This window comes from Bacillus sp. H1a (assembly GCF_000633475.1).
Taxonomy (GTDB): Bacteria; Bacillota; Bacilli; order Bacillales; family Bacillaceae_G; genus Bacillus_A; species Bacillus_A paramycoides.
This window is the reverse complement of the sequence record NZ_AYMH01000037.1, coordinates 45,300-59,798: the sequence shown is the minus strand read 5'-3', so window position 1 is coordinate 59,798 and position 14,499 is coordinate 45,300. Positions and strand designations below refer to the sequence as shown.

Here is a 14,499-nt window from a genome sequence, read left to right as displayed (position 1 = left end):
TCATCAAAAGGAAAATTAAGTTATAGAAATCGCGAGGAGGGAAGAGGGCCTATGGAACAGGCAATCTTTATTAAAAAAGAACAGCATTACTTCTCAAGCGAACTTTATTTTGATTTTTGTGGTTTTTCAAAAACACTGCCTTTACATGCTTTTGGACCAGCTGTACGCAACAGCTACATTATTCATGTCGTGTTGGATGGTAAAGGAGCGTATCATGTAAAAGATAAAAAATATTCATTAAAGAAAGGCAATGTTTTTCTCATTCCCCCAGGAGAGTCGACCTTTTATCGCTCGGATGCAGAAGAACCATGGCTGTATGCGTGGCTGGCATTTGGTGGGAAGGTAGCAGAGGATATTATTCATCATTCGCGTTTTAAAAAAGATAACTACTCTGTTACCTCAACTAATATTCAACAATATTTGGAAATTATATTGGAGTGTATGAATTGCTCTCACAATACATTAGAAGATGAATTAAAGTTGAACGAGTTGATTTATCGGTTTTTAAGATTATTAATTACAGATGGTGGCGAATTTTCGCCAGGAATAAAACAAAAGTTTTCACGACTCGCAATTGAGGCAATGAAATATATTGGAGAGCACTATGTAGAGGAGATTACAGTAAATGATGTGGCAGATCATCTTGCGGTCAATCGAAGCCATCTTTATCGAGTCTTTCACAATCATTTCGGGATGAGCATGAAGGACTGGATTTTAAGGGTGCGCATTAATCACGCAGCGCATTTACTTTCGATGACAAATGAATCAGTAGAAAACATTTCTTATCAAGTTGGCTTTCGTAGTTTAGTAGTCTTTAGCCGCATGTTTAAAAAAGTGACTGGAGAAACACCTACGCATTATCGAAAACGTATGTCGAAAGAGAACTTTCAAACAATCTCTTTATCAAGCTTGAAGCTAGTACTTGATGAACAAGAAATCATTTCACGGGCCACTTAAGGAGCAGATTGGCTATCAAGCAGCACATCACCAGTTCGTAGCAAGTGCACTCGCTACGAAGCTTGCACATGATATCATTCCAGAAGCCCAAGTGGGCTGTATGCTTTGAGGGGCTTTTTTTGTTTTCGAGTTAGAAGTAAAAAGAATGAGCTTTATCCTTTAGGAAAAGGCTCATTCTTTTCATTTAAGCTATAAGATCTTTCGTTTCTATCTTTCTTTTGCTCATGACTAAAGTTAAAATGAACAAAATTAAGCTTAGAAGTGCCATTATAATAAAAACTTGCGTATAACCATTAAAATAGTCACGAGCGATTCCTGCTAAGACAGGAATGAAGCCACCTATAATGTATCCTCCTGATTGCATCATAGCAGTCCATGCACTCGCATCTTCTGAAGTTTTTGTTTCATATAGCGGTAGCATTAGAGCGAGTGGAAATACACCGCCGAGCCCGATCCCTAGTAAAATAGAAGTAATCCATGGTGTAGTTAATGGATATATCATGAGCGATAAACCTATCAGTACAAAACAGATGCTTCCTAATAACCAAAGTGCTCGGTTTTTATAAATATCAGCTAACGTTGGAATTAAAAAGCTGCATATCATTTGAATAACTGTAAAAACGGTTATAAGAGTACCAGCTTGTTGGTTGCTTACACCCATACTTTGATTTGCTGGCGCAAGCCAAGTAGTAATAGAATAAAAGATTCCTGATTGTAGTCCGAAAAAGATTGTGAACAACCATGCTTTTTTATTTCTTAAAGGCAAACTATTATTCTTTCTATTTTGTACGTGCGTATTCTTTTTTCGTTTCATAACCGGATACCAAAATGTAATGGCTACGATAGTAAGTACACCCCAAAAAGCGAGTGCCATATTCCAAGATCCTTTTAATACATGTTGTAAAGGAATCGTTAATCCTGCGCTTAAAGAAGCGCCAGTTCCCATGCCTACTGAATATATTCCAATCATTAAGCCGATTTTAGTAGGGAATTTTTCTTTAATAAAACCTGATAGTAACGGTCCTGCAAGCGCGATTCCAATACCGATAAATAGAGAGCTCGTGAATAATGTAAAAAGGGAAGAGGTAAAGGCTCTCATACATGTTGCAAAGCCGATTAAAATAAGGCAAGCCATAATTGCTTTCTCTGCACCATATTTTTTAATTACCTTCCCTGTTAGTAAGGCGAATGTGCCCATACAAAATACAGGGATAGCTGTTAAAAAGCTAACGGAAAAGTTGCTTATATTTAAGTCTTGGCGGATTGTTTCTAATAAAGGTGAAACGGATGTGATTCCGACGCGTAAATTAATTGAAACGAAAAATAGTGCTAATATATACAAAAAAGTTCGTTCTCGATGTTTCAATTTCTTTTTCTCCTCTCTTAAACATCAGATGTTATTGAGTATATCATCTGATGTTTAATGACATAATTATTTATTTAAACGTTTTAATAGTAATTCGCGTAAGCTATTTGACAATGCGTCCAATTCAATAATATTTTTTATTGTTTTTATATCATCTTTATCATGAAATTTAACACGGTTAATTTGTGCAATAGACACCCGTTTAGGATGTGATTTAATAAGTTGTAAACAATCACTTGTAGAAACTTTTCCTTCTTGTAACACGCGACAGAGGAAACCCGTAAATCCAGTTTGTTGCATTTCAAGTGGCAGGGTAGGGACGTTATATTTCTTCGCAAGTTTATAGCAGGGATTTCTTGGCTCTGATATTTGTATAATTGCTTCTCCGAAAGAAAAGATATCGCCAACATGAACAGTTTCTTCAGTCAATCCGTATACGGTAATGTTTTCTCCAAAGAGTGAATCATCTATCATAGAAGGGATTATTTTGCTCCAATAGGCGTAGTGATCGTAAGAGTAAACGCATAATGCTTTATCTAGTCCGCCATGATCTTTATAAGCTTGTTCATCCCCAAGTAAACCATTTTTCGTTAAAAATATATCACCTTGGACAGGGTATTTTCTTATTGCTGTTGAAATAAGAGTTTTTCCATAAGGTAGTTGTTCAATTTTCCCAATGTTAATGGACTTTACAATTGTTTGTGACATTTCTTTATTCTCCTTTCTTAATTCGTGATATCATCTGACGTTTAAGTGTAATATATAAGGAGCTTATTTCAGCTCCAAATTTTGAACAGCGTATGTTTGAGCCTCTTCGGCATTTTGTTTTAAAATAGCTTGGAATAATTTTTCATGAACCTCAGAGTTATCTTCATAGTCAGTTGTATTTAATATTAATTGGCTTAAAATGTGACGAAGAACAGGTACGAAAGATTGATACATATCAAGTAGAACTTCGTTTTTGCTTGCCTTTGCGATTGCTAGATGAAACTGAATGTCTGCATCTATGTATGCTACATAATTCCCTTCTTGAAGGGCATTTTTTCTTTTATTTAAATGTCCTTTTAAGTATAAAAGATCCTCTTCATTTCGGCGTTGTGCCGCCAACATAGCTACTTCCTTATCCAACATATTGCGTGCTTCATACACATGACTAATATTAGCTTCTTGCAATCGTTTTTCAAATGAATCTTGTTTTGTACTTAGTGAGACAATACGAGTGCCTTGCCCTTGTCGAACCTCTAGTATGCCAGCATGTACTAATATTTTTATACTTTCTCGCAGTGTTGAACGCCCTACACCTAGCTCTTCCATTAATTGCGGCTCTGTAGGGAGGCGATCACCTACTTCATACTCACCAGAAAAGATTTTTTCTTGTAGACGTTCCAGCACTTCGTCGACTAATTTACGACGAGAAACTTTTGAAAAAGATTTCTTTTCGTTTATATTCATCTGCTCATCTCCTGTTATATTCGCTTTTATGATAACCAATTTAAGTTCTGTTGACAATGTTATTTTTTAGGTAGCTGAAACGGGGTGATAACGTTGCGTAGGGGCAAATACACTTTTGGATCCTATAAATTATAAGGGATTATTCAAACGGAAATTTTTAAATCGACTTATCTCTGTCTAACTGGATTAATAAGTTATTTATGGTATTATATTCATAATGAATATAATGGAAAAATAGGGGGTACTTATGAAAAGAAAATTAGTATTATCTATTGCCTTCTCGAGTGTATTAGCATTATCACTTGGATTTGTAAAAGATGTTCAAAGTACAAAGGTATTTGCACAGACTGATGGAGATCAATATAAGCTTGTTACTAAAGAAGAACAAGATCAAAGAGAAAGAAAAGTAGTAGAAGAGAAAGATGTGATCACTGTTATAACAGCAGAAGAACAAAATATGGTGGAAAACAGCTCGACTCAAGAAGGATTTGTTCCACAAATTAATGGGCCAGGCTTCTATTTTGAAAAAACCTTCGGAAATTAAGTTTAAATAAGATACAAAAAGGATAGATAGAGTATATTTTATACTGTTAATCTATCCTTTATAATTTTATTGGCTCGTCAAAAACACTTTCCCTTTTGCTTTCTCGGCAGATTGAACGACATCAACCGCATTTTTTACATCTACTAAGTCATGCGTAGAATGTACCGTCATGAAACGTAATTGTTTAGCTTCTACTAAACGAATTAAGTGACGAAACGTCTCCTGCCATTTATATGCTGACACGTCTTTATTCCAATGTCGTAAATGAAATATGTTAGCGTGCACTTTTGCTTTAGTGACAATCTCTGCCCAGTTTACTTGTATTCCTGATAGAAGACCTATAGTTAAAAAGTGTCCATTGGGACGTACACAAAACGCTAATTCATTTCCATCTGAGCCGCCAATAGAATCAATCGCAGCATCTGCGCCTATCCCGTTTGTTAACTCCATAACTGTTTCATAAAGCGGAGTAGTGGAAGTGTCTATTACATATTCCGCACCAAGCTGAAGTAATTCCTCTGTATGCTTGCTATTTCTTGTAACTGCAATTAATCGGAAGTTTAAAATTTGCGATAACTGAGCAAATAGATGACCAATAGCAGATCCACAAGCGTTTACTAATAAAACGTCATTACGTTTTAAATTTAGAGTTTCAGTACAAGTGACCCATGCTGTAAGGGGATTAATATACATTTGAGCCGCTGTGAAATCATCAATGGAATCAGGTATAGGGACTACAAAGTCAGCTGATGCTTTAACAAACTTTTGCCAAGTGCCTTCTCCGCGCAATGGCAAAACACGTTTACCGATGAGATCTTTAGAAACGAAAGGACCAACATCTTCTACAATTCCAACACCTTCATAACCAGGTATATTAGGTAAAGAAATTCTATGTGCATACGCCCCGGTTATTGGAATTAAGTCAGATGGATTGATAGGTCTGACTAGCATACGAACTAAAACTTCATTATCTTTTGGTGGTTCTATATTTTTATATTCAACCTGTAACACATCTTTTGGATTGCCAAATTCATGAAATTGAATGTATTTTCCGCGCAAAATAAATGTTCCCCCTTAGTGTAGTTAGATTTATTATAACATCTGTATTTCAATTGCTTGTCTCATTTAAACGTAGGAGGGGACATACGCAAAATAAAAAGGAAGCAACCGGAGTTGCTTCCTACATCTATTAAGCCGAAGCTTTCTTCATTCTTTCAAGTAAACTAGATAAAACATGCGTACGATAAGATTCTAGTTTTTTGCCTTCGTAAGTACGGATACCTAATTTTTTAAGTTCTTTTACATACCAACCTTTGCTTCCGAAATACATGTGATCGCTCCCCTTCAACTTTGTTTTTTTATTTGTTCTGATTGTACTTGGAGGTACGGGATTATAATGAAGGAAATGAATTTCGCGCGAAAATGGTTAACTTTGTTGCAAAAGACATATATACTAAAGGTAGTATATAACGAGGTGGGCAAGACGTGATTATAGAGAAGCACGAAATTCAAATTGATCAAATTACGAGCGGAAAAGTGAACATCTTTACTTTCTACAGAAATAGAAAGCAAATCGATGATCATTTTTTACGATTGCAAGAACCATCGCTTACAGCAAACTACTTCTTCCATTTTCATTTTGATGCAGAGAGTTTGCATCTTCTGCAGAAAGAGTTTCCGAGCGTATATCCATATAACGGTAGTGAAACGATTCACGACTGGACGGAAAAGATGAAGACAGAATTGCAACATCAGATCCAAACAGGAAAATGGAATAAGCGCGTACGTATCGGTAATCGCATCCTAGATGTAGTGTTTACGTGGTGTGACGAAGATATAGTAGAGTGAAAAAGAAGCGGATGACGCTTCTTTTTTTAGCGCTGGAATAAAACGAGCTTGCCTGCAGAAGATGTGCAGCGATGTGTTTTTTCGTACAATCCTTTTTCTTGTAAAATAGATTCGCCTTTCGATTTCGCTTCTTTTTCAGTTGCCGCCTCGAATGATTCGTCTAATGCTTTTGAACCATCTTTTTCAAAGACTGTTAGAACGTATACTCCCATGAAAATTCCCTCCAATAATTAAAATCAGAATCTTATAACTATTTTGTCATAAATCACTAGAATATGCAAAGAAATATATGACATTGCGTGTTACAATAAAGTGAAACTTTAATAAGCGAGGGAGTTTTTTCATCCCTCGCTTATTATTAGTTGAACCAATCGGGTATTTACGGGCAGTTTGTTTTGAGACTAACTTCTTAGCTTTACTGCCCGTTAATTCGAGATAGAGTGAAAGTTTTATGGGCAGTAGGTTTACTATTCGTAGTAAAGTACGGAAAAGGAAAGGATCGTTATCTGTGAAACAAGTGAAGTTTATACATGCGGCTGATTTGCATTTGGATAGTCCGTTTAAAGGGATGGAAATGAATGTACCACCGTCTGTTTGGGAGAGAATGAAGCAAAGTACGTTTGAATCGTTCGAGCGTATTGTTGATAAAGCAATTCAAGAGCGCGTTGATTTTGTATTACTAGCTGGGGATTTGTACGATGCAGAGACGAGAAGTTTAAGAGCGCAAGTGTTTGTGCGCGAGCAAATGAAGAGACTTTCGCAGTACGATATTCCCATTTTTATTATTCACGGTAACCACGATCATTTAGGCGGAAGCTGGGCAGCGATTGAGTTTCCGGAAAATGTTCATGTGTTTACGGAGCCTTATGTGGAAGAGAAATCATTTTATAAAAATGGTGAGCGTGTAGCTTCTATTTATGGGTTTAGTTATTTGCAGCAAGCAGTAACGGATAATATGACAGCGCAGTATACGAAAATGAGTGATGCGCCTTTTCATATTGGAATGCTTCACGGAAGTGTGGAAGGGGATGCGGAGCATAATCGCTATGCACCGTTTCAAATTCGTGAGCTGAAGGAAAAGCAGTTTGATTATTGGGCTCTTGGCCATATACATAAACGAGAAGTTTTATCGGAAGAGCCGTACATTATTTATCCAGGTAATATACAAGGGCGCCATCGTAAGGAAACAGGGGAAAAGGGTGCGTACCTTATCGAGTTAACGAAACAAGGATCGCATTGTTCGTTTTTCCATACTGCGGATGTTGTATGGGATGAGATAGAAGTTAATATTGATGGACTTGAAACTGTTGATGATCTTATGACAGTAGCGGCAGAAATGATGAATGAGTGCCGAAGAGAAGAGGAAGGCACTCTTTTAACTGTCGTATTTACAGGGCAAGGGCCACTTTCCCCTTATTTACGTGATGAAAAGCGTGTGGAAGAGATTTTTCATATTTTAGCAGCAGGAGAAGAGCGAAAGGACTTTGTGTATGCGATGAAGTGGAAAAATGAGACGGTTTCTTTTGCGGAAATTGAACGTTTGAAAGCGGAAAATCATTTCGTCGGTAGTGTACTGCAAGAGTTAGAAGCTTTTACAAATATGGACGGAGTATTGCGCACGATTTGGGCATCTCCTGTGGCACGTAATAGTATTGAATCTTTTACGGAAGAAGAAAAGAAAGAGATTCAAAAGGAAGCGGAAAATATTATTTTAGAGCAATTATTCCAGCAAGAGAGGGATAAAAAATGAGAATTGAAAAACTCCATATTTATGGCTATGGAAAACTAGAAAATGTGGAAATGGATCTTTCATTGCTGACGGTGTTGTACGGTGAAAATGAAGCGGGGAAATCGACAATTCGCTCATTTATGAAAAGTATTTTATTCGGTTTTCCGACGAGAGGGCAGCGCCGTTATGAACCGAAAGAAGGCGGGAAGTATGGCGGAGCGGTCACTGTGCAAACAGAGAAGTACGGCCATTTGAAAATTGAGCGTTTACCAAAGACGGCATCTGGTGAAGTGACCGTTTATTTTGAAGACGGGAAAACTGGCGGCGAAGATATTTTAAATGATATATTAAGCGGAATGAATGAAAGCTTATTTGATTCTGTCTTTTCATTTGATATGCATGGCCTTCAAAATATTCATCAGCTTGGCGAGGCGGATATCGGCAATTATTTATTTTCTGCAAGTGCAGTCGGAAGCGATGCGTTATTGCAGTTAGATAAAAAGCTAGAAAAAGAAATGGATCAGCGCTTTAAGCCGAGTGGTCGTAAGCCTGAAATTAACGTGTCATTGCAAGAAATGAAGAAGCTTGAAGAGAAGCTGAAAGAGTGGCAAGGGAAAATTGGCACGTATGAAAAACAGGTTGAGCAGTTAAAAGAAAGTGAAGAGAAACTCGCTTACGTTCGCACTGAAAAAGAGTGTGCGGAAAAACGAAAGCAAGACTATGAAATATTATCAGCGCTTGAGCCTCTCGTTATTGAAAAACGTACGCACGAGAAAGTGTTAGAAAACGAAAAAGGACAGTTTCCTGTAAATGGTACGGCGCGCTATGAGGCGATAAAGGCTAAGATGGAGCCTCTTCAAGTGCAAGTAGATTCACTTCAGAAAAAGATAGAAACTGTGCAATTAGAAATTGATGCGACAGAAATAGATGAAGTGTTTTTACAAAAAGAAAGTTACGTAGAAGAGCTTCGTATGCAGCATATGTCTTATGAAAATGCACGCCAAGAAATGCGTGATATTACAGGGAATATTGCGAATATAAAAGAAGAAATTGCAGAACTAGAGCAACAAATTGGCGCCACTTTTGAAAAAGAGACTGTTCTTTCATTTGATATAAGTTTAGCGACGAAAGAATTAATTACACAACCGGTGCAAAAAGCAAGAGAGTTAGAAACGCAAAAAACGCAGCTAGATGAACGTTTTAAAACGGCTCAGGAGCAATTAGAAGAACAAGAAGAGAATATAAGACAAATAAGCCAGCAAATGTTAGCTGATGGAGAGAGAAATACGTTAGTTGAGAAAGAAAGATCATTTCAAGATGCGGCGTTTCTAGGTATGGGCGCAGAGAGAATGAAGCGTAAGTATGAAGAGAAAGCAGGGGCAGTAAAGCAAAAGAAAAAGCAGTGGCAAAGAGTTTGTCTTCTGTTACTTCTTATTAACACGGGCGTTTTAGTAACGAGTTTATTTATAGATAACCGCGCGATGTTATTTATTAGTGTTATTGTTTTTGTAGGGATTGTCTTAGCGCTCGTTTTATATAAAGATCCTTCAGGTGGATTGCAAGAAGAACTCCTTACTCTTCAGCAAAGCGCTGGAGGGCGTCAAAGTGAAGAGGCGATGTCAGTTCGTTATCAATTAGAAAAAGATGAAGAGATTCGAAAGTTATTTGAGCGAGAGTCTTATAAATTGCAGCAAATGGAACGTGCGTATGATAAAGTCGTTTCATCGTATGAGGAATGGGAAAGAGAAACTTTCCATGCAGGAGAACAAGTAGATGCTTATAAAAAGCGTTATATGTTCCCGGAATTTTATACGTATGCGCACATATTGCCGGCGTTTGAGCGTATTGAAAAAATGCAGCAATTATATCGTGAGCTAGAGAAACAAGGTGAGCGAAAATCTTCATTACATGAAATGATTTCTCGTTTTGAACATAAACTAGAAACTGTTATCGGTAGCACAGAGTATAGTAAGTTGCATGAGGCGCAAAGTCGTATGCAAAATGAGAAAGAGAAGAGGCAGACTTGTAAGCAAAAGGAAGAGAAGCTTGCGGAGTGGCAAGAGGAATATGAATTCTTGCAGCAGCAATTAAAGCAGCTTCTAGTAGAACGAGATGGTTTATGGCATATTGCAAAATCTACAAATGAAGAGATGTTTTTAGAAGCAGGAAGATTGGCGGAAAAACGTGAAGATGCCGAGAAGCAAGTGGGGCGTCTATTGCCTCAAATTGATCTTTTAGAACAGCGCTTAACGAGTTTATCATTAGCTGAAAATTATGAGGCTGAAGGATATGAAGAAAAGTTAAAGCAAGAAATAGTAACGATGCAAAACTGTCTTGCGAAAGAGAAAGAATTAACAGAGCGTATTGCGAAGCATCGAATAGAAAGTGCGAATTTAGAAGAAGGTAGTACGTACGGTGATTTACTACATGAGTGGGAAATGAAAAAATCACAAGTGCGTGAACAAGTGAAGAAGTGGGCTGCATATGCGGCCGCGAAGACAGTACTAACGAAAACGAAGCAATATTATCATGAAGTGCATCTTCCGCGTATTTTACAAAAATCCGAAGAGTATTTCGTTTATTTAACAGGCGGACGATATAGTAAAATATTCTCACCGTCAGAAACGGAATCGTTTATTGTGGAGCGTAATGATGGTATGCGTTTTTACAGTCATGAACTGAGCCAGGCGACAGCAGAGCAGTTATATTTATCGTTACGCTTTGCGCTAGCGAAAACATTTGAGCATGATTATCCATTTATTATTGATGATAGCTTCGTGCATTTTGATGCGGTAAGGACGAATCGAACGATTGAACTTATAAAGGAAATTGCGAAAGATAGACAAGTTATCTTCTTTACATGTCATGAGCATTTATTAACATATTTTAAAGAAAATCAGATTATAAAATTAACACGTAAGCGTAAAGAAAATGAGTTGTAGTATGCTATACTAAAAGTAATTGATTTGGTGGAGGAATTCGAATGAAAAAGAAAATTGCAGAGTATGAAGTTGGTGAACAAGTCGATATTTTCTTGTTAATTAAAACAGCGACAAAAGGTATCGCAAGCAATGGAAAGCCGTTTTTAACAGTGATCTTGCAAGACCAAACTGGAGATATTGAAGCGAAGCTATGGGATGTATCACCAGAAGTTGAGAAACAATATGTAGCAGAAACAATCGTCAAAGTAGCAGGGGATATTCAAAACTATAAAGGACGTATTCAATTACGTGTGAAACAAATTCGCGTTGCTAATGAAAATGAAGTAACCGACATCTCGGAATTTGTAGAAAAAGCTCCAGTGAAAAAAGAAGATATGGTTGAAAAAATTACGCAGTACATATTTGAAATGAGAAATCCGAACATTCAGCGTCTAACAAGACATTTATTAAATAAGCATCAAAATGAATTTTTAGAATATCCAGCAGCGACGAAAAATCATCACGAGTTCGTATCTGGACTAGCTTACCATGTCGTATCAATGTTAGATTTAGCGAAAGCAATTTCTACACTATACCCATCGTTAGATAAAGATTTACTTTATGCGGGCGTTATTTTACACGATCTTGGTAAAGTAATTGAGCTATCTGGCCCAATTTCTACGACGTATACGTTGGAAGGAAATTTACTTGGCCACATTTCAATTATGGTGAACGAAATTGGTAAAGCAGCAGATGAACTACAAATCGATGCAGAAGAAGTATTAATCCTTCAGCACATCGTCCTTTCCCACCACGGAAAAGCAGAATGGGGTAGCCCAAAACCACCATTAGTAAAAGAAGCAGAAATTCTGCACTACATCGATAACTTAGATGCAAAAATGAACATGATGGACCGCGCATTAGGACGCACAAAACCAGGCGAATATACAGAGCGTGTCTTTGCCCTTGATAACCGTTCGTTCTATAAGCCGACGTTCCATAATTAAGAGTGTAAATAGGATGGCCTCATTAAGTGTTAAGACGCTTGATGAGGCTGTTTTTTTTATTAAAAATCAAATTCAATAACAGATAGAAATTAACTATTCTCCAGCCTAAAATGTTATTTAATCAAAGAAATATCTTGAATTTGAGATTTTTTACTTGCTTTTTAATCACTTGAGATGTAAAGTGATAGTAACGAAAGTGATTGAGTCATATGAAAAACATACACTCAGTTACTTTCGGTTTACACAGTAAAGTAATTTATGAATGAATTTTTAAAACGGTTTTCTATCAATGCAACTTATTAAGTAAAAAACTAAGATTAAGCTACAAAAACATAATGAGAATATAGTGAAAAGTTAAGAAGCATATTATTTTTTTAGTTATCACTTGACTAGTAAAATGAAACGGAGGAATCACCGATGTATGAAATTAAAGGACATCATCACATTTCAATGATTACAAAGAACGCAAATGAAAATAATCATTTTTATAAAAACGTGCTTGGTTTACGTCGTGTGAAAATGACGGTAAACCAAGATGATCCGTCAATGTATCACTTATTTTACGGAGATAAAACAGGAAGCCCAGGTACGGAGCTATCGTTTTTTGAAATTCCTTTAGTAGGAAAAACATATCGCGGTACGAATGCGATTACTCGAATTGGATTACTCGTTCCTTCAGAGGACAGCCTGCATTACTGGAAAGAACGATTTGAGAAATTTGGTGTGAAACATAGTGAACTTACAACATATGCAAATCGTCCTGCTTTGAAATTTGAGGATTCTGAAGGTCTTCGTTTAGTGCTAATCGTTTCAAACGGAGAAAAAGTGAAGCACTGGGAAACATGGGAGAAATCCGAAGTTCCGGCCGAACATCAAATTCAAGGAATGGGTTCTGTGGAAATGACGGTGCGTAGGCTTGATAAAATGGCGAGTACACTTACAGATATGTTTGGTTATACAGAGGTTAGCCGAAGTGACGAGGAAGCAATTTTTCAGTCTATTAAGGGAGAAGCCTTTGGAGAAATAGTTGTGAAATATTTGGATGGTCCTTCTGAAAAGCCGGGCCGCGGTAGCATTCACCATTTAGCAATTCGTGTGAAAAACGATACAGAGCTTGCCTATTGGGAGGAACAGGTGAAACAAAGAGGGTTTCATTCTTCAGGAATTATCGACCGTTTCTACTTTAAAAGCTTATATTTCCGTGAATCAAACGGAATCCTTTTTGAAATTGCGACAGATGGACCAGGATTTACAGTTGATGGAGATGTGGAACATTTAGGAGAAAAACTTGATTTACCGCCGTTCTTAGAGGATCAGCGAGCAGAAATTGAAGCAAATTTAGCTCCGGTTGAAGAGAAGTAATAGAAGAAAAAATACAACTTTAACATATAAATTAAAATTATTGGAGGAATATAAAATGAACCAATTAAAAGGGATACACCACGTTACAGCGATTACAAGTAGTGCAGAAAAAAACTATGAATTTTTCACTTACGTTTTAGGAATGCGTTTAGTTAAGAAAACGGTAAACCAAGATGATATTCAAACGTATCACTTATTCTTTGCAGATGATAAAGGTAGTGCAGGAACAGATATGACATTCTTTGATTTCCCAGGTGTTCCAAAAGGAGTACACGGTACAAATGAAATTTCAAAGACTTCGTTCCGAGTTCCAAGTGATGCAGCGCTAGCGTATTGGGTGAAACGTTTTGACCGTCTTGAAGTGAAACATACAGGAATTAAAGAGCAATTTGGTAAGAAAACTCTTTCTTTCGTTGATTTTGATGATCAACACTATCAATTAATCTCAGATGAATTTGATAAAGGTGTGGAATCAGGTACACCTTGGCAAGATGGGCCAGTTCCATTAGAATACGCAATTACTGGTTTAGGACCTGTATTTATTCGTATCGCGAACTTTAGTTTCTTCAAAGAAGTGTTAGAAAAAGTTCTATTATTTAAAGAGATTGCTCAAGAGGGAGAATTCTATTTATTTGAAGTTAACGAAGGTGGAAACGGTGCCTCTGTCATTGTAGAACATAATACGGTTCTTCCTGAAGCACAACAAGGCTTTGGTACAGTGCACCATGCCGCATTCCGCGTAGAAGATCGTGCTGTATTAGAAGAATGGATTGAGAGAATAGGCAGCGTTGGACTCCCTTCATCTGGTTATGTAAATCGTCACTTCTTCGAGTCATTATACGCAAGAGTTGCACCACAAATTTTATTTGAATTTGCAACAGATGGCCCTGGTTTTATGGGAGATGAGCCATACGAAACACTTGGAGAAAAATTATCTTTACCTCCATTCCTAGAGCCAAAACGTGCAGAAATTGAAAAATTAGTTCGTCCAATTGATACAGTGAGAAGTACTAAGGAATTTATTAAAGAGTAAGGATGTACGATTTAGAATTTGATAACCCGATGTATCATTCATAAGTAGAAGAGCAAGTGGTTTTAGCAGATAGCTGGAATTGCTTGCTTTTTTATATTAGGCCATGTAAAGAAAAGAATTGACTTACTTTAAATGTGTAACTATAATAGTTACGGAATAATGATAGTAATAGAAATAAGTCATATTTTTTCAATATAATTGTAACCGATATAGTTACAATTAAAAAGAAAACATAAAATAACCAAAAAATGTAAAACCTTTAAATAGCAACTTGAGAAAG

At 36.9% G+C, this 14,499-nt stretch carries 14 protein-coding genes and 1 pseudogene; 9 read left to right on the top strand and 6 right to left on the bottom strand.

Features of this window, described 5'->3' with window-relative positions; all coding sequences use genetic code 11:
• Positions 1–51: 51 nt before the first annotated feature.
• Positions 52–957 (top strand): AraC family transcriptional regulator, encoded by a 906-nt coding sequence (locus U860_RS0116755; RefSeq protein ID WP_025149465.1) that lies wholly within the window; start codon positions 52–54, stop codon positions 955–957.
• Positions 950–1,063 (top strand): annotated as a pseudogene (locus U860_RS36470) (hypothetical protein); the annotation flags it as partial. The gene U860_RS0116755 and the pseudogene U860_RS36470, both read left to right, overlap by 8 nt.
• A gap of 78 nt (positions 1,064–1,141) precedes the next feature.
• Here U860_RS36470 and U860_RS0116750 read toward each other — a convergent pair.
• From U860_RS0116750 to U860_RS0116740, 3 genes are all read right to left on the bottom strand, one after another.
• Complete coding sequence (locus U860_RS0116750) at positions 1,142–2,323, bottom strand: MFS transporter (protein ID WP_025149464.1); 1,182 nt, start codon at positions 2,321–2,323, stop codon at positions 1,142–1,144.
• A gap of 66 nt (positions 2,324–2,389) precedes the next feature.
• The gene (locus U860_RS0116745) at positions 2,390–3,031 is read right to left on the bottom strand and encodes an MOSC domain-containing protein (RefSeq protein WP_025149463.1); all 642 of its coding nucleotides are present in this window, start codon (positions 3,029–3,031) and stop codon (positions 2,390–2,392) included.
• A 63-nt stretch (positions 3,032–3,094) separates the two neighbouring features.
• On the bottom strand, positions 3,095–3,775 hold the full coding sequence (locus tag U860_RS0116740; RefSeq protein ID WP_025149462.1) for a FadR/GntR family transcriptional regulator: 681 nt from the start codon (positions 3,773–3,775) through the stop codon (positions 3,095–3,097).
• Between the two features lie 247 nt (positions 3,776–4,022).
• Between U860_RS0116740 and U860_RS0116735 the strand changes: the two genes are divergently transcribed.
• Complete coding sequence (locus U860_RS0116735) at positions 4,023–4,319, top strand: hypothetical protein (protein WP_025149461.1); 297 nt, start codon at positions 4,023–4,025, stop codon at positions 4,317–4,319.
• A 66-nt stretch (positions 4,320–4,385) separates the two neighbouring features.
• On the opposite strand, the gene U860_RS0116730 is transcribed toward U860_RS0116735, so the two are convergent.
• On the bottom strand, positions 4,386–5,378 hold the full coding sequence (locus tag U860_RS0116730; RefSeq protein ID WP_025149460.1) for a zinc-dependent alcohol dehydrogenase family protein: 993 nt from the start codon (positions 5,376–5,378) through the stop codon (positions 4,386–4,388).
• 130 nt (positions 5,379–5,508) lie between these two features.
• A complete protein-coding gene (locus U860_RS31630) occupies positions 5,509–5,649 on the bottom strand; it encodes a YflJ family protein (protein ID WP_000273536.1) in 141 nt (46 codons plus the stop codon).
• A gap of 155 nt (positions 5,650–5,804) precedes the next feature.
• Here U860_RS31630 and U860_RS0116715 point away from each other — a divergent pair, with 155 nt between their 5' ends.
• Positions 5,805–6,167 (top strand): hypothetical protein, encoded by a 363-nt coding sequence (locus tag U860_RS0116715; protein WP_025149459.1) that lies wholly within the window; start codon positions 5,805–5,807, stop codon positions 6,165–6,167.
• Between the two features lie 26 nt (positions 6,168–6,193).
• Here the strand turns inward: U860_RS0116715 and U860_RS0116710 are convergent, their stop codons facing one another.
• Positions 6,194–6,379, bottom strand: a complete 186-nt coding sequence (locus tag U860_RS0116710; RefSeq protein ID WP_002170682.1) for a YhzD family protein — start codon at positions 6,377–6,379, stop codon at positions 6,194–6,196.
• A gap of 296 nt (positions 6,380–6,675) precedes the next feature.
• Here U860_RS0116710 and U860_RS0116705 point away from each other — a divergent pair, with 296 nt between their 5' ends.
• From U860_RS0116705 to U860_RS0116685, 5 genes are all read left to right on the top strand, one after another.
• Positions 6,676–7,917 carry a DNA repair exonuclease gene (locus tag U860_RS0116705; RefSeq protein WP_025149458.1) on the top strand — a complete coding sequence of 414 codons (1,242 nt, stop codon included), beginning with the start codon at positions 6,676–6,678 and terminating at the stop codon, positions 7,915–7,917.
• Positions 7,914–10,838: an AAA family ATPase gene (locus U860_RS0116700; RefSeq protein ID WP_025149457.1), complete on the top strand. Its 2,925-nt coding sequence runs from the start codon at positions 7,914–7,916 to the stop codon at positions 10,836–10,838. The genes U860_RS0116705 and U860_RS0116700 overlap by 4 nt, the downstream gene beginning before the upstream one ends.
• Positions 10,839–10,879: 41 nt before the next feature.
• The gene (yhaM, locus tag U860_RS0116695) at positions 10,880–11,824 is read left to right on the top strand and encodes a 3'-5' exoribonuclease YhaM (RefSeq protein WP_002170685.1); all 945 of its coding nucleotides are present in this window, start codon (positions 10,880–10,882) and stop codon (positions 11,822–11,824) included.
• A gap of 417 nt (positions 11,825–12,241) precedes the next feature.
• Entirely contained in the window at positions 12,242–13,186 is a 945-nt protein-coding gene (locus tag U860_RS0116690; protein WP_025149456.1) for a ring-cleaving dioxygenase, read from the top strand.
• A 55-nt stretch (positions 13,187–13,241) separates the two neighbouring features.
• Positions 13,242–14,219, top strand: a complete 978-nt coding sequence (locus U860_RS0116685; RefSeq protein WP_025149455.1) for a ring-cleaving dioxygenase — start codon at positions 13,242–13,244, stop codon at positions 14,217–14,219.
• Positions 14,220–14,499: the final 280 nt, after the last annotated feature.